This is a genomic window from Variovorax sp. SG517 (genome assembly GCF_013376045.1).
Taxonomy (GTDB): domain Bacteria; phylum Pseudomonadota; class Gammaproteobacteria; order Burkholderiales; family Burkholderiaceae_C; genus Variovorax.
On the sequence record NZ_JABMJG010000012.1, the window covers coordinates 25,058 to 45,489 of the forward strand.

The following is a 20,432-nucleotide window of genomic DNA, read 5'->3' on the forward strand; positions in this document are numbered from 1 at the left end:
ATGGAGATCAACAAACCGCTGCCCTTGCTGGGTGGCCTGAGCGCCGCGCAGTTCATGCGGCGGCATTGGCAGAAGAAACCCTTGCTCGTGCGGCAGGCGATACCCGCGATGGTGCCACCGATCGAGCGTTCCGAGTTGTTCGCGCTTGCCGGGCGTGAGGATGTCGAATCGCGCCTCATCCGCCACGGCAAGGCCGGCTGGTCGCTGAAGCACGGGCCGCTCGCCCGGCGCGCACTGCCGCCGCTGAAGCAGCCGGCGTGGACGCTGCTGGTGCAAGGCGTCGACCTGCATCACGAGGGCGTGCACGAACTGATGCGGCAGTTCCGCTTCCTGCCCGACGCCCGCCTCGACGACCTGATGATCAGCTATGCGAGCGACACCGGCGGCGTGGGCGCGCATTTCGACAGCTACGACGTGTTCCTGCTGCAGGCGCAGGGGCGCCGGCGCTGGTCCATCGGCAAGCAGGGCGACCTGCGCCTGCAGCCGGGCCTGCCGCTGAAGATCCTCGAGAACTTCGAGCCCGAGCAGACCTTCGTGCTCGAGCCCGGCGACATGCTCTACCTGCCGCCGCGCTATGCCCATGATGGCGTGGCAGTGGGCGACGACTGCATGACCTGCTCCATCGGCCTGCGTTCGTCGGCACTTGGCGAGTTCGGCGCCGACCTGCTCGCGCGCATGGCGCAGGCCTATGCGGAAGACCTGGAAGACGCCGGCCCGGCCGAGCTGGCGCGCTACCGTGATCCGACGCAGCCGGCGGTCGATGCACCGGCAGCGATGCCCGCCGCGCTGCAGGGCTTTGCGCGCAAGGCCATCGAGGCTGCGCTGCGCGACCCCGACGCCATCGAGCGCGCTCTCGGCGAGTCGCTCACCGAGCCCAAGGCCAACGTCTGGTTCGGCGAAGGCGGCGAGGCGCCCGACGCGATGCAGCACGTGAAGCTCGATCGCCGCACGCGCATGCTCTACGACGCGCGGCACATCTACATCAACGGAGAGAGCTTTCGCGCGGGCGGTGCCGACGCGACGCTGATGCGCAAGCTGGCCGACCGCCGCGAGCTCGGCCCGCGCGAACTCGCGCGTGCCAGCGAGGGCGCTCTTGCATTGCTTGGCGAGTGGTGCGAGGCAGGGTGGCTCCATGCCGGATGAGGCGTCCGGTTCAGCCTTGCCTGAAGGGCGCTTCGACGGCCGCGAAGCCTTCGATGCGCTCCTGCGCAACGCGCTCTCTGCCGCGGCGCGCGAGGGCTGGAAGGAGATCGTCTTCAGCGACGCCGACTTCGTTGACTGGCCCCTCGGCGAGCGCGCGACCATCGAGGCGCTGCAAGCCTGGTCGGCGAGCGGCCGCCGCCTGATGCTGCTCGCGCAGCGCTACGACGTTCTCGAACGCGGCCATGCGCGCTTCGTTGCATGGCGCCGCATGTGGGACCACATCATCGAATGCCGCGCCACCGGCAAGGCCGCGGGCTCGGAAGTGCCGAGCGCCATCTGGACGCCCACATGGTTCGTGCACCGCATCGACCCTGAACGCGGCAGGGGCGTGAGCGGGACCGATTCGCGTGCGCGCCGTGAACTGCGCGAGGCCATCGAAGAGTTCTGGCGCCTCGGGCGCGCCGCGTTTCCGGCATCGACACTCGGCTTGTAAGCCAATGCCGCGAATGCGGCCGCGAGACATATTCGGGCGGATATGCAGGTCTAGAATTTTTTCGTTCCTGACCTTCATTGCCAAAGGAGTTTCCATGAAGAAGTCATCGTCCGTCCTGATCGCCTCGCTGATTGCCGCTGCCGCGCTCGTCGCCTGCGGGAAGAAGGAGGATGCAGCGCCGGCTGTAGTGACGCCGCCTCCTGCGCCTGTGACCGAACCCGCGCCTGCACCCGCCGCTCCGGCTCCTGCACCATCGGCCGATCCGGGCGCATCGTCTTCGTCGTCGACCGCGCCTTCCTCGGGCTCTCAATCAGCGCTCGATGCTGCGAACGCTGCGACCGAGGCCGCGAAGAAGAATGAAGCACCGAAGCAGTAAACAGCAAGCGCTGCATCAGCGATGAAAAAGCCGCCATGAGGCGGCTTTTTTTCTTAGGAGAGCGTGAGGGCCCTGGCGCTCAGACGTCGAGCCAGGGCGAGCCTGCGCTGGCCGTGGCCGTCAGCATCTCCGACTCGTTGCCGCCCAGCGCTTCGGCCATGAGGCGCCGCACGATCTCGGGCCGGTTGTTCTGCTCGCTCAGGTGGGCCGCGACCACGTGCCGCAGCCCGTCGTGGAGAAGCGCGCGTGCGATCTCCGCGGCGGCCGTGTTCGACAGGTGCCCGTAGTTGCCGCCCACGCGGTGCTTGAGAAAGGGCGGGTAGCTCGAGTTCGCCAGCAGATCGCTGTCGTGGTTGAACTCCAGCAGCAGCGAATGCACGCCGCCCAGCCGTGCCAGCACGTGGGCCGTGGCGTGCCCCAGGTCGGTCAGCACGCCCAGGGTGCGGTTGCCGTCGGTGCAGCGCAGCTGCAGCGGTTCGCGCGCATCGTGCGGAACGGTGAAGGGCTGCACGCAGATGTCGCCGACCGTGAACTCGGCATCGTCGCGCGCGAGGTTCAGCAGGCCCTCGAAGTCGCGCCCGCCGGTGGCGAGCCACGTACCTTCGCTCATCCAGACTGGAATGCGGTTGCGCCGCGACAGCGAATGGGCGCAGCCGATGTGGTCGCCGTGCTCGTGTGTCACGAAGACCGCATCGATGTCGCTGGCTGCAAGGCCTGCCTGGGCCAGGCGCAGGTCGAGCTGCTTGATGCCGAAGCCGCAGTCGACGAGGAGGCGGGAGGTGCGGCCGGCGCTGGTCGTCTCGACCAGCGCGGCGTTGCCCGTGCTGCCGCTGCCGAGGCTTCGGAAGCGGAGCATGCGGGTTATCTCAGGTCGTCGGCGATGACCTTGACGATGCGCTCGGCGTTGACCGAGGTCTCGGGCGCGCCGGCTTCGTTGAGCACCGACACGGTGGTGGATTCGCCCTGGCCCTTGACCGAGATGCGGAACTTCGCGGGCGCCTCGGTCTTGCTCGAGCCACCGAACAGCTTGCCGAAGAAGCCGGGCTCCTTCTTGTCGGGGTTCGGCGGCACGTAGCGCACGAAGTAGACGCCGGCGGTGCGGTCGCGGTCTTCCACGGTGAAGCCGGTGCGGTCGAGCGCGAGGCCGACGCGGCGCCATGCACGGTCGAAGCCTTCGCTGATCTGCACGACCGGCTGGTTGCCGACCTTGGAGATCGTCGCGGTCTTGGGCGTCGCGGTGGTCGCGGCCAGGATCTTCGACTGTTCCTGCGACACGCCGAGCTTGACCATCAGGCGGCGCAGGAATTCGGTCTCGAGCTCAGGATCGCTCGGGCGGGGCTGCCACACGGTCTGGTCCTGGCGCGAGTTGTTGTAGACCTCCTGCATGCCGCGGTGGCTGATGAAGATCTCGGTGCCGGTACCGGTGGTGCTGCGCTCCAGGCGGGTGCGGAAGCGGTCGAGTTCGCCGGTCGAGTAGACCGAGTCGACCAGCTTGCCCAGCGTGCCGCGGATGATGTCCTGCGGCAGCTTGGCGCGGTTCTCGGCCCAGTCGGTTTCCATGATGCCCAGGTTGCGCTGGTCGGTGGTCAGCAGGAAGCCGTTTTCCTGCCAGAAGTCCTTCACCGGGTCCCAGAGCTGGTCGGGGGTGCGGTTGACGACGATCCAGCGCTGCGTGCCCGAGCGCTCCATGCGCACGTCGCCGATGTTGGCCACCGCGGTGGGGATGCCCGGGGCGTTGGCGATGCCGGCCTGGTACGAGTTGGCGGTCACGGCGCCGCCGGGGATGGCGTAGCGGTTGTCGCGCGAGAGCTGGGAGAGATCGGGTGGGACTTCGAGCGTCGGGGCCTTGCCTGCGCTCTTGTAGTCGATCTTGTCGCTCTCGAGGACGGAGCAGGCGGCGAGGCTGGCAACGAGGGCCAGCAGTGCAAGTCGCGAAAGGTTCTTCAACGTCGTCTTCCTTGTTGGAATGGTTCGGTCAATCTAGGGGCCGCAGTGCCCGCCGCCATCTCTGAGCGCGGTTCGGGCAAAAGGTTGCTTAACCTTGCTGCGGCCAGGGGAAAGGCGGGTCCGGGACGTGCTGGAGAGGAGTGCTCAGCCCTTCAGCAGGCCGGTGGCGCGCAGGGCGCCCTCGACCGCGGGGCGGCTCGCTTCGCCGAGTTCGGTGAGCGGCAGGCGCAGCGTACCGCCGCACAGGCCGAGCCTTGCCATCGCCCACTTCAGCGGGATCGGGTTGGGCTCCACGAACAGGTTGCGATGCAGCGGCATGAGCTCGAACTGGATCTGCATGGCGCGCTTCACGTCGCCCGCCAGCGCAGCCACGCACAGTTCGTGCATCTTGCGCGGCGCGATGTTGGCCGTGACGCTGATGTTGCCCTGGCCGCCGCAGAGCATGAGCGCGACCGCGGTCGGGTCGTCGCCGGAATAGACGGCAAAGTTCTTCGGCACTTCGCGGATGAGCCACTGGGCCCGTTCGATGTTGCCGGTGGCTTCCTTGATGCCGATGATGCCGGGCACTTGTGCCAGGCGCAGCACGGTGTCGTGCGCCATATCGGCGACCGTGCGGCCGGGCACGTTGTACAGCACGATGGGCAGGTCGCCCACGGCTTCGGCGATGGCCTTGAAGTGCTGGTACTGGCCCTCTTGCGTGGGCTTGTTGTAGTAGGGCACGACCTGGAGCTGCGAGTCGGCGCCCACGCCCTTGGCGAACTTGGCGAGCTCGATGGCTTCCTTGGTGGAGTTCGCGCCGCAGCCGGCCATCACGGGCACCCGGCCCTTGGCCTGCTCGACCGAGACGCGGATGATTTCGCAGTGCTCCTCGACATCGACCGTCGGCGATTCGCCGGTGGTGCCGACCACGCCCAGGCAGTCGGTGCCTTCTTCGATGTGCCAGTCGATGAGTCGCCGCAGGGCGGGGTAGTCGACACTGCCGTCGTCGTGCATCGGCGTGACGAGCGCGACGATGCTGCCTGTCAGTTGCTCCAAGGGGGAATCTCTTTGTCGGTGGACGAAAGCGCCGATTCTACTTACTCCGGCGCCCGGCCAGACAGCGGCGCCGGGCCCCTTAGTTTCCCTTAAGGAAGCGGCGCGCCGGCAGGCCGGAATCGGCCGCGGCCGGGCGAACGGCTGCGATGCGTTGCACGAAGCGTTCGGGCTGTTCGATGAAGCCGTCCTCGTACGCCACCACGCGCAGTCCGGCGCATGCCGCCAGCAGCTCGCCCGGCTGCAGCAGGAAGTCGGGCCGCGAGGGCTTGCCGACGGTCTCGTTGCCCGCGGCGAAGGTCTCGTAGAGCAGCACGCCGCCCGGCGCCACGGCAGCCAAAATGTCGGCCATGCGCGGGCGCCAGAGGTAGTTGGTGACGACCACGGCGCCGAAGGCCCGGCCGGAGAAGGGCCAGGGGCCGGATTCGATGTCGGCCTCGACCACCTTGCCGAACGCGCTTGCCGCCTCGACGGCCTCGGGAGAGCGGTCGACGCCGGTGACCGCGTGCCCGCGTCCGGCGAACCACTTCATGTGCCGCCCCGCGCCGCAGGCCACGTCCAGCACCGACGTGCCGGTCGCAAGCAGGTGCGACCACCGCACGATCCATTCGGAAGGTGCACCCAGGCCGTGCATCGGCGCTATTTCTTTCATAGCAATGAGGCTCAGAAGCAGGACCAGATCTGGTCGACCAGCGTCACCAGGAAGTCCGGATGCACGTACAGCGCGAACACGCCGCCCAGCACCGCCAGCGCGGCGGCCAGCCAGCCTGCGTGGACGATGTGATGTCGCATCCGGGGAGTCATGGCCCTGTTTTACACGCAACCGGCTCGGGATCAGCCCGCGGCGCCCACCGGCTGCGGACCGCGCGGAATGGCGCTTTCCTTCACCGGCAGGTTGACCACCGCCGCGAACACGCCCAGCGCGATCGCGATGTACCAGACGATGTCGTAGCTGCCCGTGGTGTCGTACAGGTAGCCGCCCAGCCACACGCCCAGGAAGGAGCCGACCTGGTGGCTCAGGAACACGAAGCCGCTGAGCATCGAGAGATGCGCCACGCCGAAGATGCCCGCCACGATGGCATTGGTGGCCGGCACCGTGGACAGCCACAGGAAGCCCATCGCCGCGGAGAAGAGGTACACGCTCATCGGAGAGATCGGTGCGATCAGGAAGAGCGCGATCGACACCGCCCGCGCAAAGTAGATGGCCGCCAGGATCTTGCGCTTGGCCAGCTTCTGCCCCAGCAGCCCCACGGTGTAGGTGCCGAACACGTTGAACAGGCCGATCAGCGCCAGCGCGTAGCCCGCCACTTCGGCCGGCAGGCTGCGGTCGCGCAGGTAGGTCGGCATGTGGATGCCGATGAAGGCCAGCTGGAAGCCGCAGACGAAGTAGCCCGCCATCAGCAGGCCGAAGCTCGGGTAGCGGAAGGCCTCGCCCACCGCCTGCATCACCGATTGCTCGCGGTGGCCGGCCTGTGCCGCCGTCTTCGGCTCGCGCAGCCCGAAGGCCAGTGGAACGATCACCAGCGCCAGCACCGCTACCACCGCCAGCGCCGTCTGCCAGCCCAGGCTGCCGATCAGCCGGCCCTCGATGGGCGCCATGAGGAACTGCCCGAACGAGCCGGCCGCCGCCGCCACGCCCATGGCCCACGAGCGCCGCTCGGCCGGGATCTGCCGCCCGATCACGCCGTAGATCACCGCGTAGGTCGAGCCCGCCTGCGCCGCGCCGATCAGGATGCCCGCGCTCAGCGTGAAGAGCAGCGGCGTCGGCGAATGCGCCATGCCGAAGAGCCCCAGCGCATAGAAGATGGAGCCGCCGATCAGCACCTTGAACGCGCCGAACCTGTCGGCCAGCATGCCCGCGAACACGCCGAAGATGCCCCACGAGAGGTTCTGTATCGCCAGCGCGAACGAGAAGGTCTGCCGGCTCCAGTCCTGCGCCTGCGTGATCGGCTGCAGCCAGAGGCCGAAACCGTGGCGTATGCCCATCGACAGCGTGACGATCATCGCCCCGCAGAAAAGGACTTGCTTGACCGAGAGGGCGGGGGCGGCTGGGGATTGCATGACTTCGAATGTAACTATTCGCCTGCTCGAGCAGGTGGCGCACCGGCCAAAGCCATTGATGATTTATCGGGCGGGTTTCAATGCACGCAACGCATTGGTGGCATGCCTTGTCACAAGCCTTTGCTGCGATTCGTTACATTCCGGTGGTTTTCTGTTTTCAAATTCCTCCAGGAAGGATGTCGACGATGAGAAGAACCGCCCTGAAATTCATCGCCATTGCCGCATTGGCGCTGCTGTCGGCGGGTTGCGCCAGTAACGGCGGCACGAAGTACCGTGACATGGCCAACGTCCTTGCCAAGATCAAGCCGGGCGAGGGGCGCATCTTCTTCTTCCGGGCCGACACGCCCTTTGGCTCCGCGCTGCAGCCGGGCGTCCGCCTGGACAAGGTGGCTGTCGGAAAGTCGAGGCCCGGCAGCTTCTTCTTCGTCGACCGTCCTGCGGGCACCTACCTGGCGGCAACCGTGGCCGACCCCCAGAAAACGCTCGGTATTCCGCTCGAGGAAGGCGAAACCAAATACGTGCGCATGTCGCCGTCTTTCGGGCTCGTGACCGGCAGCATCGTGCTGGACTTGGAGACACCCGAAAAGGCGAAGGCCGAATTGGGCTGGCTCGCCTATTCGGGCCAGGCCCTCCTCGACAAGTAGCCGCTCCCGTGCGGGCCGCCGCCTGCCGAGCCCGGCAGGCTCCTGTATGGGTATCCAGTTGTTTGGCGGGTACTGACTACAATCCGCCCCCATGGCGACTCCCCCCAAGACTCCCCCCAGTTCATCGTCCGCATCCTCCGGCTATTCGGAAGGCTCCATCCGCGTGCTCAAGGGCCTCGAGCCCGTCAAGCAGCGCCCGGGCATGTACACCCGCACCGACAACCCGCTGCACATCATCCAGGAAGTGCTCGACAACGCCGCCGACGAGGCGCTCGCGGGCCACGGCAAGAAGATCAAGGTCACGCTGCACGCCGACGGCTCGGTCAGCGTGGAAGACGACGGCCGGGGCATTCCCTTCGGCCTTCATCCGGAAGAGAAGGCGCCCGTGGTCGAGCTGGTCTACACCCGGCTGCATGCCGGCGGCAAGTTCGACAAGGGCTCGGGCGGCGCCTACAGCTTCTCGGGCGGCCTGCACGGCGTGGGCGTGTCGGTGACCAATGCGCTGTCGAAGCGCCTCGAGGTGGCCACGCACCGCGAGGGCTCGGTCGCGAAGCTGGCCTTCAGCGGCGGCGACGTGATCGAGGCGCTGGAGGTCCGCAAGCTCGAGGCCGGCGAGCGCAAGCAGGGCACCACGGTTCGTGCCTGGCCCGACGCCAAGTACTTCGAGACCGCCGCGCTGCCCATGGGCGAACTCACCCACCTGCTGCGCAGCAAGGCCGTGCTGATGCCGGGCGTGAGCGTCACGCTCGTCAACGAGAAGACCAAGGAAACGCAGCAGTGGCTCTACAAGGGCGGCCTGAGCGACTACCTGATGCAGACGCTCAACGGCGACCCGGTCATTCCGCTGTTCGAAGGCAGCGGCCACGCCGACAAGAACGCGGACAACTTCGCCGAGGGCGAGGGTGCCGACTGGGCCGTCGCCTTCACCGAGGAAGGCCAGCCGGTGCGTGAGAGCTACGTCAACCTCATTCCGACCAGCGCCGGCGGCACGCACGAAAGCGGCCTGCGCGACGGCCTGTTCAATGCGGTGAAGAGCTTCATCGAGCTGCACTCGCTGCTGCCCAAGGGCGTGAAGCTGCTGCCCGAGGACGTGTTCGCGCGCGCCTCGTATGTGTTGAGCGCCAAGGTGCTCGACCCGCAGTTCCAGGGCCAGATCAAGGAGCGCCTGAACTCGCGCGACGCAGTGCGCCTCGTGTCGAGCTTCGTGCGCCCCGCGCTGGAGCTGTGGCTCAACCAGCACGTCGACTACGGCCGCAAGCTGGCCGAACTGGCCATCAAGGCCGCCCAGACCCGCCAGCGCGCCGGCCAGAAGGTCGAGAAGCGAAAAGGCTCCGGCGTGGCCGTGCTGCCCGGCAAGCTCACCGATTGCGAGAGCAAGGACATCAGCCACAACGAAGTCTTCCTGGTCGAGGGCGATTCCGCCGGCGGCAGCGCCAAGATGGGCCGCGACAAGGAAAGCCAGGCCATTCTTCCGCTGCGCGGCAAGGTGCTCAACACCTGGGAAGTGGAGCGCGATCGGCTCTTCGCCAACACCGAAATCCACGACATCTCGGTTGCCATCGGCGTCGATCCGCACGGCCCCGGCGATTCGCCCGACCTCAGCGGCCTGCGCTACGGCAAGATCTGCATCCTGAGCGACGCCGACGTGGACGGCTCCCACATCCAGGTGCTGCTGCTCACGCTTTTCTTCCGGCACTTTCCGAAACTCATCGAAGCCGGCCACGTGTATGTCGCGAAGCCGCCATTGTTCCGGGTCGATGCCCCCGCGCGCGGCAAGAAACCGGCCTCCAAGGTCTATGCTCTGGACGAAGGCGAACTGACCGCCACGCTCGACAAGCTCCGCAAGGACGGCGTGCGCGAAGGCGCCTGGAGCATCAGCCGCTTCAAGGGCCTGGGCGAAATGAGCGCGGAACAATTGTGGGAAACCACGCTCAATCCCGACACCCGGCGCCTGATGCAGGTCCAATTGGGCCGCTTCGATTTCACGTCCACCCAGGGCGAAATCACCAAGCTGATGGGCAAGGGCGAAGCGGCGGCGCGGCGCGAGCTCATGGAGTTGCGCGCCGATGACGTCGATATCGACGTCTGATTCCGGCCGGGACATTTCTCACGACAGGGCATGAACGGACACAAGATCATTTGCGGTTCGCTGGCAGGGGCTTGCGTTGCTGGAGCAGCAGGCCTGCTGCTGGCGGAGCGCGACCAGGTCGGGCAGGCCGCGAACATGTTCTTCGCCGGAATCTGCATCCTGCTGGCATTCGTGTTCGTCTGGATGGGTTGGTGGGACGACGCGGTCAACGACAACGCCGAGCCCAGCCGCGTCGAGCGGGTTGTCGCTACCACGTGGCTCTGGACGCGCCGCATCCTTTGCTGGAGCGCTGCGCTCATCTTCCTGGGACTGGCCGTGTCGATGATCTTCACCGGCATCGAGGTCGAACATCTGCCCGTCTTTTTCGCAGTGCTCGCGCTGGGCGGCATGTCGCTCTGGGTCGGACTAAAGGGCGGCGGCCATGCGAAGAGCATGGGCGACGATGCCGCCGTTCACGCCGAGCGCCGCAAGCGCTACGGCTGGTGGTTCTGAAGGCAGGACCCGCATCGCCATGAAACGCTGGTTCCGTCCATTCATGCTGTGTGCAGCGCTCGTGCTGTCGCAGCAGGCTGCGCACGCCACCGACATCTACGGCTACATCGACAGCAAGGGCAACGCGCACTTCGCCTCCGAGAAGCTCGACGAGCGCTACCAGATCTTCTTCCGCGGCGGCCAGAGCTTCGATACCGCCAACGGCATCGCCCCGCTGGGCCGCGGCGTGGGCAAGCTCGACGGCAAGGTGCCGCCGGCCTCGCAGAGCCTGCTGGCGATGTTCGAGGCTTCGCCGAGCTACAAGACCGCCAAGTCGGCGCTGCGCGATGCGGCGAGCAAGCACGCGATCGACTACGAACTGCTGCAGGCGCTGGTGGCCACCGAGTCGGGCTTCGACGCGCAGGCCGTCTCGCCCAAGGGCGCGATGGGCCTGATGCAGCTCATGCCCGCCACCGCGCAGCGCTACGGCGTCGCGGCGGACAAGCGCGCGACCATCGAGAAGAAGCTGTTCGATCCGCGCATCAACATCGCCGCCGGCTCGCGCTACCTGCGCGACCTGATCGCGATGTTCCCGGGGCAGATCGAGCTCGCGCTGGCCGCCTACAACGCGGGCGAGGGTGCGGTGCAGCGCGCGGGCAACAAGATCCCGAACTACAAGGAAACGCAGAACTACGTGCAGACGGTGCTGCAGCTGTATGCGTACCTGAAGCCCTCCGTTGCCACCGGCGGCAGCGCGGTCGCACGCGGTGGCAAGACGCCGGGGCGCATCCGCATGGAGCTGACCGTGCCGCAGGGCGGCGCGCTCGGCCGCGGCAACATGCCGTCGGACGCGCCCCGCAACATGCCGGCCATGCCCGACATCCCCGAGCCGTCGACAGTGCCTACGGGCGCGGCCGATGCGCCACCGGGCACGCCGATGTCCTGATCGACCGGAGCAGGGAGGAGGCCATGGATCGTCGAAGCTTCGTTCTCGCGACCGCTGCCGGCATGGCTGCGGGCGCGGCGCGCGCCCAGCACGCGGCCACGCATGACACGCTGCCGGCCGTGCCTTCCTCGGCTGAGCCCTATGCGCGTCTGCAAGGCGGCGTGCCGCACCACATGACGCCCGAGCAGGAAGCCCAGCGCTTCATCGAGAGCTCCGCGCCGCCCGGCCCGCAGGGCCGCTGGGAGCCGCGCGCTGCATTGCCGATTCCCCGCAGCGAGATGGCCTGGGCCACCGCGGCGATGGAGCGCATGCACGTGGTCGGCGGCTATGGCGAAGGCAAGGTCAACCGCGACTACCACCACATCTACGACCCGAAGGCCGACCGCTGGCTCGACGGCGCGCCGCTGCCGCGCGGTGCCAACCACGTCGCGGTGACGGCCGACGGCGGCCGCGTCTACGCGCTGGGCGGCTTCGTCGAGCAGAACCGGCGCTCCGACACCAACACCTACGTCTACGACATCGCCGCCAACCGCTGGAGCGCCATTGCGCCACTGCCCCGTCCGCGTGGCGCCGCAGCCGCCGTGATGCTCGACGGCGCGCTGCATCTGATCGGCGGCGCGTCCGAGCCCGCCGCGGAGCGCGCGAGCGTGGGCTGGCACGAGGTCTACGACCCGAAGGCCGACCGCTGGTCCGCCCGCAAGCCGCTGCCGGGCGCGCGCGACCACGTGGGCTGCGTGTCGCACGGCGGCCAGATCCATGTGATCGGCGGGCGCTTCAACACCTTCGAATACAACACCGACCTGCACCACGTCTACCTGCCCGCGCGCGACACCTGGGAGCTGCGCTCGCCGCTGCCAACCGCGCGATCGGGCCACGGGCTCGTGGTGTATCGCGGCCGCTTCTTCGCCATGGGCGGGGAGGGCGGCATCCTCGTCGACGGCGTGCCGCGCCAGGCGAAGGTGTTCGGCCAGATGGAAAGCTACAACCCCGTCGACGACACCTGGCAGCGGCACGCCCCGATGACCACGCCGCGCCACGCCGTGGGCGCGGCCGTCATCGGCGACTGGATCTACGTGGCCGGCGGCGGCGCGGTGCTCGGCGGCGCCGTACAGTCCGCAGTCCACGAGGCCTTTACCCTGGGCTGAACGCGCAGCCAGCAACAACAAAAGTTTTTCTCACCAGTTCTTTCATGGATTCCCAACCTCCGCTCGATCTCCAGGGTCCCACCGACGGCGACACGACCCTGACCCTCGCCGACTACGCACAGACCGCCTACCTCGAATACGCGCTGAGCGTGGTCAAGGGCCGCGCGCTGCCCGATGTGTCCGACGGCCAGAAGCCGGTGCAGCGCCGCATCCTGTATTCGATGTCGCGCATGGGCCTGGGCTTCGGTGGCACCAACGGCACCGTGGGCGCCAAGCCCGTGAAGAGCGCGCGCGTGGTCGGCGACGTGCTCGGCCGCTTCCACCCGCACAGCGACCAGGCCGCGTACGACGCGCTGGTGCGCATGGCGCAAGACTTCTCTCAGCGCTATCCGCTGGTCGATGGCCAGGGCAACTTCGGCAGCCGCGACGGCGACGGCGCAGCCGCCATGCGCTACACCGAAGCGCGCCTGGCGCGCATCACCAGCCTGCTGCTCGACGAGATCGACGAAGGCACGGTCGACTTCATTCCCAACTACGACGGCAGCACCGAAGAGCCGCGCCTGCTGCCCGCGCGGCTGCCGTTCACGCTGCTCAATGGCGCCAGCGGCATCGCGGTCGGCCTCGCCACCGAGATCCCGAGCCACAACCTGCGCGAGATTGCCGACGCCTGCGTGGCGCTGATCAAGTCGAACGGCAAGCTCAGCGAGGAAGAACTCTTCGCCATCGTGCCCGGCCCCGACTATCCGGGCGGCGCGCAGATCATCAGCAGCGCGGCGGACATCGCCGACGCCTACCGCACCGGCCGCGGCTCGCTCAAGGTGCGCGCGCGCTGGAAGATCGAGGAACTGGCGCGCGGCCAGTGGCAGCTGGTGGTCAACGAACTGCCGCCGGGCGTCAGCTCGCAGCGCGTGCTGGAAGAAATCGAGGAAATCACCAACCCCAAGGTCAAGGCCGGCAAGAAGGCGTTGAGCGCGGAACAGACGCAGCTCAAGGCCGCGATGCTGTCGGTGCTCGACGTGGTGCGCGACGAGTCGAGCAAGGACGCCGCCGTGCGCCTGGTGTTCGAGCCCAAGACCTCGCGCATCAGCCAGGAAGAGTTCATCACCACGCTGCTCGCGCAGACCTCGCTGGAAACCTCCTCGCCGATCAACCTCACGATGGTCGGCATCGACGGCAAGCCCACGCAGAAGTCGCTGCGCCAGATGCTCAACGAGTGGATCGCGTTCCGCGAGATCACCGTCGAGAAGCGCTCGCGCTTCCGCCTGGGCAAGGTGCAGGACCGCATCCACATCCTCGAAGGCCGGCAGCTGGTGCTGCTGAATATCGATGAAGTGATCGCGATCATCCGCGCGGCGGAAGACCCGAAGGCGGCGCTCATCGCGCGCTTCAATCTGAGCGAGATCCAGGCAGAGGACATTCTTGAAATCCGGCTGCGCCAGCTTGCGCGGCTGGAGGCCATCAAGATCGAGCAGCAGCTCAAGGAACTGCGCGAAGAGCAGAAGAAGCTCGAAGACATCCTCGCCAGCCCCGCGGCGCTGCGTCGCCTGCTGGTGAAGGAAATCGAGGCCGACGCCAAGAGTTTCGAAGACCCGCGCCGCACGCTGATCCAGGCCGAGAAGCGCGCCGTGGCCGAGGTGAAGGTGGTCGACGAGCCCGTCACCGTCATCGTGTCGCAGAAGGGTTGGGTCCGTACGCAGAAGGGCTGGGCCAGCGAGAAGGCGGCGGGCAACGGAAACGGTGCGGCGCCCGAGTACAGCTTCAAGTCGGGCGACTCGCTCTACGGCGCCTTCGAGTGCCGCAGCGTCGACACGCTGCTGGTCTTCGGCAGCGCCAAGGACAAGAGCGTGCGCGTCTACACCGTGCCCGTGGCGTCGCTGCCCGGCGGCCGCGGCGACGGCCAGCCCGTCACCACGCTCATCGACCTGGATGCGGGCACGCACGTCACGCACTTTTTCGCGGGACCGGTGGGCGCGAGCCTGCTGCTGGCCAACACCGGCGGCTACGGCTTCATCGCCACGGTCGAGAACATGATGTCGCGCCAGCGCGGCGGCAAGGCCTTCATCGACGTGGGCGAGGGCGAGCAGCTGTGTCGCCCCTCGCTGGTGGGCGGCGCGAGCGGCGCCGAGCCGATGCCCCTGGCCACGCACGTGGCCTGCGCCTCGACCGGCGGACGCATCCTGACCTTCGACATCGCCGAGCTCAAGAGCCTGCCCAAGGGCGGCCGCGGCCTCACGCTGATCGACCTGGAAGCCAAGGACACCCTGGCCGGCGCGGCCGCCTACACGCGCAGCGTGAAGATCGAAGGCATCGGCCGCGGCGGCAAGGAGCGCGAGGAAACGCTGGAGATCCGCACGCTCAACAACGCACGCGGCAGCCGCGCACGCAAGGGCAAGGCAGCCGACCTGGGCTTCAAGCCGACCAGCATCGTGCGGGTGCAGTAGCCATGGGCGGCATCGACATCAGCGTCATCGGCGTCTTCATCGCCGTGGTCACCGGCATCGGCAGCTACGTGCTGGGCCGGCGCATGCGCGAGAAGCGGGCGGCCAAGAAGCGTGAGAAGGACCGCATCGTCTCGCAGGCGAACGAGACGCGCCAGGTGCGGCGCGCCCGCGAGCGCAAGGAGCGCGGCGGCTGAAGCTTGGCGGTCCAGAGCGATCGATGAATAGAAATCGCATCGCAATCATTCAACGGTGTGCTATTCGCGAGACTGAACGCCATACTTCCCTTTTTGAATATTTTTCTCTCTAAGATTGGTTTGCCAATTTCGGCAAGGGAGAAGAAAAATGTTCGATCACAATCACTACGTGCCTGTGCTTAAGTGGCGCATGGGCGAATACCAAGCTCTCATGCGGTTGGGAGAACTCGTCAAGGACTGGGTTACCCCTCTTTTCGAAATACCAACCGAAGGATGGAACTTCGAAACGGAAGCGCCTCTGCGCTCGCTCGATGATCATTTGGCGGGCTTCGGGGAAAAGCTGTTCTCCAAATGGGGCGCTCGGACCTGTTTTATCGACAGTCCCTATCTGGACGGTGCAAGCGTACTTTCGACAGGTGTGCACCATATGCAGCACATCTTCCTGCAGGCAAGGCAGGCCGGCTGTTCGGCGATTCCCGTGATTGGCCTGCAAAGGCATCCCGCTTATCTGGCGGCTGTCCAATTCATCGTTGGCTGGACGCAAAACGGAGTCTGCGTCCGACTGGAAAGGGATGATTTCGGACCTGGGCTTCAATCAACTCTTCAGTCATTGATTCAGGCTCTCGCCATCCCGGTCCGCTACGTTGACCTTGTCATCGACCTTGAGGCGTCAATTGCCGAGGTCCTGCCAATACAGGTATCGACGTGGTCGACCTGTCTTTCGCAGATTTCAGCGACGCCCTGGCGCACTCTCACCTTGGTCGGTACGTCATTTCCTGCAGCACTCGGTGCCGATCAATATCGCCCGCACGGACGGACTCCCAGAAGCGAATGGCTCGCATACAAGGAGCTTGTTCGGCAACTTGCGGTTTCCGCCAGAAAGCCCACGTTCGGAGACTACGCCACATCGAGTCCAAATACGGGAGAGCTCGATCCGCGCATGGTCGATCCCAATGCCAAGATCAAATACACGTTGAGCGATGAATGGATCGTGCACGTGGGGACGCAGGTCAAGCGCTTTGGAAGAGGGCAATATCAAGCTATGTGTCAAGGCATCATCAATGCAAGTCCCTCGTATTTCCCGGGGCCTGGCTATTCATGGGGGGATGCCTACATTCATGGCTGCGCGCTAGGCTCGGAGGGAACGGGTGGCTCGTCTACCTGGCCCTCCGTTGCTGCAAATCACCATGTTACGAAGGCTGTTCGGGACGTCGCCAGTTTTCACGGGACTTTAGCGCCTCCCTGATTTTCCGCCGGACGTCGCCTGGTTGAAAGGAATCAACGAACAAGCGATACAGGCCAGCGCGATTCAGGCCCATTTCCTTTTGAGTTGCGCCGTTTGCCTTCAGTACCTCGACCACCTCGTGTCGCCACATCAGATGTGCCATGTGAAAGAGCGAAGGGTCGGGGTTGTTGCGCAGTCTCCGATGCGTTTCGAGCTTCAAGGCACCTTTGCTCCCCATATGGACGACCTTGATTCCCCACCATGACGGGATCAAAGCCTGCGCTTCCGGCAAATGCGCACTACCCACGACAAGGGTGGCCCTGTCGAGCGAGCGGGAATAGGCCTCGACCTGCCTGGGCAACCTTGAAAGATTGTCTGCGTCGCTCTTGAGTTCGAACCCGTGCAAGTAACCATTCACGACGGCGATGTCGACGCGACATGAGCCGTGTTCCAAGCCGAGCTCCTGAACTATTCGGGCATTGGCATCGTTGGCATGATCGGCCAGCACGGTTCTCAGCACGAGCGACCGCACGTCGCGATCCCGGGTCTTCGGTGGCTTGATCGGCGTGGGGGAGGCGGACATGGCGGCCGAACTATAGAGCATCGCACTCGCAGTTTGCTCTTGCGACGGAACCATCGTCGAGGTGGCCGCGACAGCCGTATTCGCGGTGAATCGCTTCTATCGCAGGCCGACCCACCACCGCGTGTTGGTCCGCGCCGCTCCCACCGTCACCACTTCGCCGATCACCGGCGTCGCCAGCTCGATCTTCCTGGCTTCCGTGAGGGCCGCGATGCGGTCCAGCGGGTCGTGCCAGTTGTGGAAGGCGAGGTCGAAGGTGCTGTTGTGCACCGAGAAGAACACCTTGCCGCGCAGGTCCTCGAAGGCCTTCACGCTCTGCTCGGGCGTCATGTGCACGGCGGGCCACATGCTGTCGTAGGCGCCGTTCTCCATCAGCGCGATGTCGAAGCCGCCGAAGCGCTCGCCGATCTGCTTGAAGCCCGGGAAGTAGCCCGAGTCGCCGCTGTAGAAGATGCGCTGGTCGCCGCTTTGCACCACCCATGAGGCCCACAGCGTGCGGTCGCGGTCGCCGAGCGTGCGGCCCGAGAAGTGCTGCGCGGGCGTGGCGGTGAGCTTCACGCCGTCGTGTTCGGCCGACTGCCACCAGTCGAGTTCGGTCACGCGGTCGGCCGGCACGCCCATCGCCAGCAGCCGCGAGCGCACGCCCAGCGGCACGAAGTAGCGCTTCACGTCCCTGGCGAGGTATTCGATGGTCGCCACGTCGAGGTGGTCGTAGTGGTCGTGCGAGAGGATCACGCCTTCGACGGGCGGCAGGTCCTCCAGCGCGATCGGCGTCTTGTGGAAGCGCTTCGGCCCGGCCCACTGCACGGGCGACGCGCGGTCGCTGAACACGGGGTCGATCAGCCAGTACTTGTCGCGCAGCTTCAGCAGGTGCGATGAATGGCCCAGGCGCACGACGTGGTTGGTTTGGGTGTCGAGCGCGTCGAGTGTGGGCTTGTCCAGCGGCTTCACGGGGATGGGGTCGACCGGCACCGTGTCGATCTTGCTGCCCACGATGAAGCGCGACCAGATGCGCCACGCGCTGGCCTGCTGGGGCAGGTCGGGGTTGGCCATGTTGTGGAAGCCGCCATCCTTGAACTGGGGCGAGCTCTCGTAGCGCGTCTCGCCGCCGCCGGCGGCGCTGCAGCCCGCCACGAAGGCACAGCCGGCTGCGGCGAGCGCGGTGCCGCGGCGCAGGAGTTGGGGCAGGTAGGAGCCTTGCGAGCCGGGGTCTTCAGCCATGGGAGAGCCTTCTGGATTGTGTTTGTCGGATGGCCTGAGACTATCGAAGGCGCATGTTTCAATGGTTTCAGCGATAGAAACATTCGGGCGGGAGGGGCATTCCGGTGCTATGCCATGTGCCGTATGGCGGGCAGCGACGCGGCCCGGCACACTGCCGGACTTCATCGATTTCCAGGAAGCGGCAGATCCATGAGCAGCAATCGCTACCCCATCATCTACGTGCGCGGCTACGCCATGACCGAATCGGAGCGCGACGAGACGGCGGCCGATCCGTTCTGCGGCTTCAACATCGGCTCCACGGTGTACCGCGCCACCGTGAAGAAGGAGGCGCCGGCGCAGAAGTTCGTCTTCGAGTCGCCGATGGTGCGGCTGCTGGCCGACTTCCAGTACCAGAGCGTCTACCAGAATGGCCTGGACATCCTCGACCCTGACTGGAAGCCTTCGCCCGACGCCAACGGCAACGACGTCGACGGCATTCCCTCTGCCTCGGTCATCATCTACCGCTACTACGACTCGGGCTCCGAGCTGCTGGGCGACGGCAAGGCGAAGGACGTCAAGGTGTACGCGCAGGGCCTGAGCCAGCTCATCCTGCGTGTGCGCGACCTCGTCGTGAAGCGCGAGGGGCCGGCGGGCTTCACGGCCGACGACTTCCGCTGCTACCTCGTCGCGCATTCCATGGGCGGGCTGGTGGTGCGCGCCTTCCTGCAGAACCCCGCGCTTGGCGACGCGGCCGCGCGCGCCTGCGTCGACAAGGTGTTCACCTACGCCACGCCGCACAACGGCATCGACATGGGCGGCATCAACGTGCCGGCCTGGCTCACGCTGAACGAGATGAACACCTTCAACCGCGAGAAGATGTCCGAGTTCCTGGCCACGCCCGCCGTCAACGGCCGCATGGACTACCTGCCTGCGGCGGCCTTTCCGCCCGAGCGCTTCTTCTGCATGGTCGGCACCAACCGTGGCGACTACGAGACCGCCAAGGGCCTCTCGCGCATGTTCGCGGGCCATGGCAGCGATGGCCTCGTGCGCATCGAGAACGCATCGCTCTGGGCCGTCGACGGGGCGGGCAAGACGCAGCCGGTGGCCACCGCGTACACCTACCGCTCGCACTCGGGCTACTTCGGCATCGTCAATTCCGAGGAGGCCTACCAGAACCTCACGCGCTTCCTGTTCGGCGACGTGCGCGTGGACCTGTGGTTCGACGTCGACGGCGTCACCCTGCCGCCCGACCTGCCCAAGGACGCCGACGTCGATGCGCTCTACCAGGTCGAACTGCTGGCCGCGCCGCGCGGCAAGCGCTGGTACCTCAGCCGCCGCATCGCCGAGGAAGACTCGCCCGCCTGCCGCACGCACAAGGAATTGACCGACCCGGCTACCGCCGACCGTCGCTCCATCTATCTATCGACCGTGTTCCTCGCCAACCGGGCGCGCGTGAAGCAGGACCGACCCACGCTGGCCTACGCCATGACGCTGGGCGTGCGCGTGCCCGACTACCAGGTCAACAACAAGTTCTGGCTCGACGGCCACTACGAGGGCAGTTCGCTCTTCCGTGACACGCTGATCATCGAGATCGCGCCGCCGCAGCCGGACGACGCAGCGCAGAACTGGAACGTCAAGTACGGCTGGCAGACCGACACCGCCGGCCGCGCCTCGCTGCCGATGAGCCCCAAGCAGCTCGCGAGCGGCAAGCTGCAGTTCGTGGTGCCGCTGTCGAGCCTGGGCGCAGCGCCGGCCGCGCCGGGCATCAGCGGCAAGGTGCGGCTGGAGGTGAGCGCCTGGCAATAGAGCGCCTGGGGGTTGGCAGTAGGGCGCCGGTCAGGCAGGGTCGGGCACAATCGCGCCGGTCAAGAACCCGCCGATCCGGACCCATGAAAACTGCCGTTCTCGTCATCGATGTCCAGCGTGGCCTTTGCGACGATCCGCCGCGCCCCCATGAGGCCCACGAGGTGATGCAGCGCATCAACGCGCTCACCGAACGCGCCCGCGCTGCCGGCGTGCCGGTGGCCTTCATCCAGCACGAGAACGCCGTCGACCTCGAATTCGACTCGGAGCGCTGGCAGCTTGCGAGCGTGCTCAACACCGATTCGCGCGACGCGCGCATCCGCAAGATCACGCCCGATTCCTTCCTGCGCACGCCCCTGGAAGCCTGGCTCTCCGAGCACGGCGTGAAGCGCGTGGTGGTCTGCGGCTATTCGTCGGAGTTCTGCGTCGACACGACAGTGCGCCGCGCTGCCGCGCTGGGCTACCACGTGGTACTCGCGGCCGATGCGCACACTTCGCACGACAAGCCGCACGCCACGGGCGCGAAGATCCGCGAGCATCACAACGCCACGCTCGCGGACATCACGAGCTTCGGCGTGCCGATCCGCGCAATCGCCAGCGCGGAAGTCGCCTTCGGCGACTGAAGAACACAGCCTGCACGAA

21 protein-coding genes are annotated in these 20,432 nt (G+C 66.6%); 13 read left to right on the top strand and 8 right to left on the bottom strand.

The features are described 5' to 3' along the window. From FHT32_RS29895 to FHT32_RS29905, 3 genes are all read left to right on the top strand, one after another. Entirely contained in the window at positions 1-1,143 is a 1,143-nt protein-coding gene (locus tag FHT32_RS29895) for a cupin domain-containing protein (RefSeq protein WP_176668182.1), read from the top strand. Next, positions 1,133-1,636, top strand: coding sequence for a hypothetical protein (locus FHT32_RS29900; RefSeq protein WP_176668183.1), 504 nt, complete (start codon positions 1,133-1,135; stop codon positions 1,634-1,636). Before FHT32_RS29895 ends, FHT32_RS29900 begins: the two co-directional genes overlap by 11 nt. Positions 1,637-1,730: 94 nt before the next feature. Beyond that, entirely contained in the window at positions 1,731-2,012 is a 282-nt protein-coding gene (locus FHT32_RS29905) for a hypothetical protein (protein WP_019655983.1), read from the top strand. 79 nt (positions 2,013-2,091) lie between these two features. Here the strand turns inward: FHT32_RS29905 and FHT32_RS29910 are convergent, their stop codons facing one another. The 6 genes from FHT32_RS29910 to FHT32_RS29930 form a co-directional block, all read right to left on the bottom strand. Continuing rightward, positions 2,092-2,868, bottom strand: coding sequence for an MBL fold metallo-hydrolase (locus FHT32_RS29910; protein ID WP_176668184.1), 777 nt, complete (start codon positions 2,866-2,868; stop codon positions 2,092-2,094). Positions 2,869-2,873: 5 nt separating this feature from the next. Next, positions 2,874-3,959 (bottom strand): outer membrane protein assembly factor BamC, encoded by a 1,086-nt coding sequence (gene bamC, locus FHT32_RS29915; protein ID WP_176668185.1) that lies wholly within the window; start codon positions 3,957-3,959, stop codon positions 2,874-2,876. A gap of 144 nt (positions 3,960-4,103) precedes the next feature. Beyond that, positions 4,104-5,030 carry a 4-hydroxy-tetrahydrodipicolinate synthase gene (gene dapA / locus FHT32_RS29920; protein ID WP_371132293.1) on the bottom strand — a complete coding sequence of 309 codons (927 nt, stop codon included), beginning with the start codon at positions 5,028-5,030 and terminating at the stop codon, positions 4,104-4,106. Between the two features lie 43 nt (positions 5,031-5,073). Beyond that, positions 5,074-5,643, bottom strand: coding sequence for a bifunctional 2-polyprenyl-6-hydroxyphenol methylase/3-demethylubiquinol 3-O-methyltransferase UbiG (locus FHT32_RS29925; protein WP_176668187.1), 570 nt, complete (start codon positions 5,641-5,643; stop codon positions 5,074-5,076). 11 nt (positions 5,644-5,654) lie between these two features. Next, positions 5,655-5,783 carry a hypothetical protein gene (locus tag FHT32_RS35165; protein ID WP_256099218.1) on the bottom strand — a complete coding sequence of 43 codons (129 nt, stop codon included), beginning with the start codon at positions 5,781-5,783 and terminating at the stop codon, positions 5,655-5,657. 42 nt (positions 5,784-5,825) lie between these two features. Beyond that, the gene (locus tag FHT32_RS29930; RefSeq protein ID WP_176668188.1) at positions 5,826-7,052 is read right to left on the bottom strand and encodes an MFS transporter; all 1,227 of its coding nucleotides are present in this window, start codon (positions 7,050-7,052) and stop codon (positions 5,826-5,828) included. A gap of 185 nt (positions 7,053-7,237) precedes the next feature. Here FHT32_RS29930 and FHT32_RS29935 point away from each other — a divergent pair, with 185 nt between their 5' ends. The 8 genes from FHT32_RS29935 (at position 7,238) to FHT32_RS29970 (ending at position 16,228) form a co-directional block, all read left to right on the top strand. Continuing rightward, entirely contained in the window at positions 7,238-7,696 is a 459-nt protein-coding gene (locus FHT32_RS29935) for a hypothetical protein (RefSeq protein WP_176668189.1), read from the top strand. Positions 7,697-7,787: 91 nt separating this feature from the next. Beyond that, on the top strand, positions 7,788-9,785 hold the full coding sequence (locus tag FHT32_RS29940; RefSeq protein WP_176668190.1) for a DNA topoisomerase IV subunit B: 1,998 nt from the start codon (positions 7,788-7,790) through the stop codon (positions 9,783-9,785). 30 nt (positions 9,786-9,815) lie between these two features. After that, positions 9,816-10,277: a hypothetical protein gene (locus FHT32_RS29945; protein ID WP_176668191.1), complete on the top strand. Its 462-nt coding sequence runs from the start codon at positions 9,816-9,818 to the stop codon at positions 10,275-10,277. 19 nt (positions 10,278-10,296) lie between these two features. Continuing rightward, positions 10,297-11,202, top strand: coding sequence for a lytic transglycosylase domain-containing protein (locus FHT32_RS29950; protein WP_256099219.1), 906 nt, complete (start codon positions 10,297-10,299; stop codon positions 11,200-11,202). A 23-nt stretch (positions 11,203-11,225) separates the two neighbouring features. Beyond that, positions 11,226-12,347, top strand: a complete 1,122-nt coding sequence (locus FHT32_RS29955) for a kelch repeat-containing protein (protein WP_176668192.1) — start codon at positions 11,226-11,228, stop codon at positions 12,345-12,347. A gap of 44 nt (positions 12,348-12,391) precedes the next feature. Then, on the top strand, positions 12,392-14,788 hold the full coding sequence (gene parC / locus FHT32_RS29960; RefSeq protein WP_176668193.1) for a DNA topoisomerase IV subunit A: 2,397 nt from the start codon (positions 12,392-12,394) through the stop codon (positions 14,786-14,788). Positions 14,789-14,790: 2 nt separating this feature from the next. Next, positions 14,791-14,982: a hypothetical protein gene (locus tag FHT32_RS29965; protein WP_176668194.1), complete on the top strand. Its 192-nt coding sequence runs from the start codon at positions 14,791-14,793 to the stop codon at positions 14,980-14,982. Positions 14,983-15,130: 148 nt separating this feature from the next. Continuing rightward, positions 15,131-16,228, top strand: coding sequence for a beta family protein (locus tag FHT32_RS29970; RefSeq protein WP_176668195.1), 1,098 nt, complete (start codon positions 15,131-15,133; stop codon positions 16,226-16,228). Here the strand turns inward: FHT32_RS29970 and FHT32_RS29975 are convergent. Together FHT32_RS29975 and FHT32_RS29980 are read right to left on the bottom strand one after the other, a co-directional pair. Next, positions 16,173-16,790 carry a sce7726 family protein gene (locus tag FHT32_RS29975; RefSeq protein WP_176668196.1) on the bottom strand — a complete coding sequence of 206 codons (618 nt, stop codon included), beginning with the start codon at positions 16,788-16,790 and terminating at the stop codon, positions 16,173-16,175. The two genes, FHT32_RS29970 and FHT32_RS29975, sit on opposite strands and share 56 nt — an antisense overlap. A gap of 96 nt (positions 16,791-16,886) precedes the next feature. Continuing rightward, a complete protein-coding gene (locus FHT32_RS29980) occupies positions 16,887-18,008 on the bottom strand; it encodes an MBL fold metallo-hydrolase (protein WP_176668197.1) in 1,122 nt (373 codons plus the stop codon). Positions 18,009-18,197: 189 nt separating this feature from the next. On the opposite strand from FHT32_RS29980, the gene FHT32_RS29985 reads away from it, so the two are divergent. Continuing rightward, a complete protein-coding gene (locus tag FHT32_RS29985) occupies positions 18,198-19,793 on the top strand; it encodes a triacylglycerol lipase (protein WP_176668198.1) in 1,596 nt (531 codons plus the stop codon). Positions 19,794-19,876: 83 nt separating this feature from the next. Then, on the top strand, positions 19,877-20,413 hold the full coding sequence (locus FHT32_RS29990) for a cysteine hydrolase family protein (RefSeq protein WP_176668199.1): 537 nt from the start codon (positions 19,877-19,879) through the stop codon (positions 20,411-20,413). Positions 20,414-20,432: the final 19 nt, after the last annotated feature.

Bases quoted from the DNA above. Each gene is read 5' to 3' on its own strand.
- FHT32_RS29980 (WP_176668197.1), bottom strand. From the start codon at position 18,008: ATGGCTGAAGACCCCGGCTCGCAAGGCTCCTACCTGCCCCAACTCCTG.
- FHT32_RS29905 (WP_019655983.1), top strand. From the start codon at position 1,731: ATGAAGAAGTCATCGTCCGTCCTGATCGCCTCGCTGATTGCCGCTGCC.
- FHT32_RS29930 (WP_176668188.1), bottom strand. From the start codon at position 7,052: ATGCAATCCCCAGCCGCCCCCGCCCTCTCGGTCAAGCAAGTCCTTTTC.
- FHT32_RS29935 (WP_176668189.1), top strand. From the start codon at position 7,238: ATGAGAAGAACCGCCCTGAAATTCATCGCCATTGCCGCATTGGCGCTG.
- FHT32_RS29945 (WP_176668191.1), top strand. From the start codon at position 9,816: ATGAACGGACACAAGATCATTTGCGGTTCGCTGGCAGGGGCTTGCGTT.
- parC (WP_176668193.1), top strand. From the start codon at position 12,392: ATGGATTCCCAACCTCCGCTCGATCTCCAGGGTCCCACCGACGGCGAC.
- FHT32_RS29955 (WP_176668192.1), top strand. From the start codon at position 11,226: ATGGATCGTCGAAGCTTCGTTCTCGCGACCGCTGCCGGCATGGCTGCG.
- FHT32_RS29910 (WP_176668184.1), bottom strand. From the start codon at position 2,868: ATGCTCCGCTTCCGAAGCCTCGGCAGCGGCAGCACGGGCAACGCCGCG.
- FHT32_RS29975 (WP_176668196.1), bottom strand. From the start codon at position 16,790: ATGTCCGCCTCCCCCACGCCGATCAAGCCACCGAAGACCCGGGATCGC.
- FHT32_RS29985 (WP_176668198.1), top strand. From the start codon at position 18,198: ATGAGCAGCAATCGCTACCCCATCATCTACGTGCGCGGCTACGCCATG.
- FHT32_RS29990 (WP_176668199.1), top strand. From the start codon at position 19,877: ATGAAAACTGCCGTTCTCGTCATCGATGTCCAGCGTGGCCTTTGCGAC.
- FHT32_RS35165 (WP_256099218.1), bottom strand. From the start codon at position 5,783: ATGCGACATCACATCGTCCACGCAGGCTGGCTGGCCGCCGCGCTGGCG.
- FHT32_RS29940 (WP_176668190.1), top strand. From the start codon at position 7,788: ATGGCGACTCCCCCCAAGACTCCCCCCAGTTCATCGTCCGCATCCTCC.
- FHT32_RS29970 (WP_176668195.1), top strand. From the start codon at position 15,131: ATGTTCGATCACAATCACTACGTGCCTGTGCTTAAGTGGCGCATGGGC.
- FHT32_RS29950 (WP_256099219.1), top strand. From the start codon at position 10,297: ATGAAACGCTGGTTCCGTCCATTCATGCTGTGTGCAGCGCTCGTGCTG.
- FHT32_RS29965 (WP_176668194.1), top strand. From the start codon at position 14,791: ATGGGCGGCATCGACATCAGCGTCATCGGCGTCTTCATCGCCGTGGTC.
- FHT32_RS29900 (WP_176668183.1), top strand. From the start codon at position 1,133: ATGCCGGATGAGGCGTCCGGTTCAGCCTTGCCTGAAGGGCGCTTCGAC.
- FHT32_RS29925 (WP_176668187.1), bottom strand. From the start codon at position 5,643: ATGAAAGAAATAGCGCCGATGCACGGCCTGGGTGCACCTTCCGAATGG.
- FHT32_RS29895 (WP_176668182.1), top strand. From the start codon at position 1: ATGGAGATCAACAAACCGCTGCCCTTGCTGGGTGGCCTGAGCGCCGCG.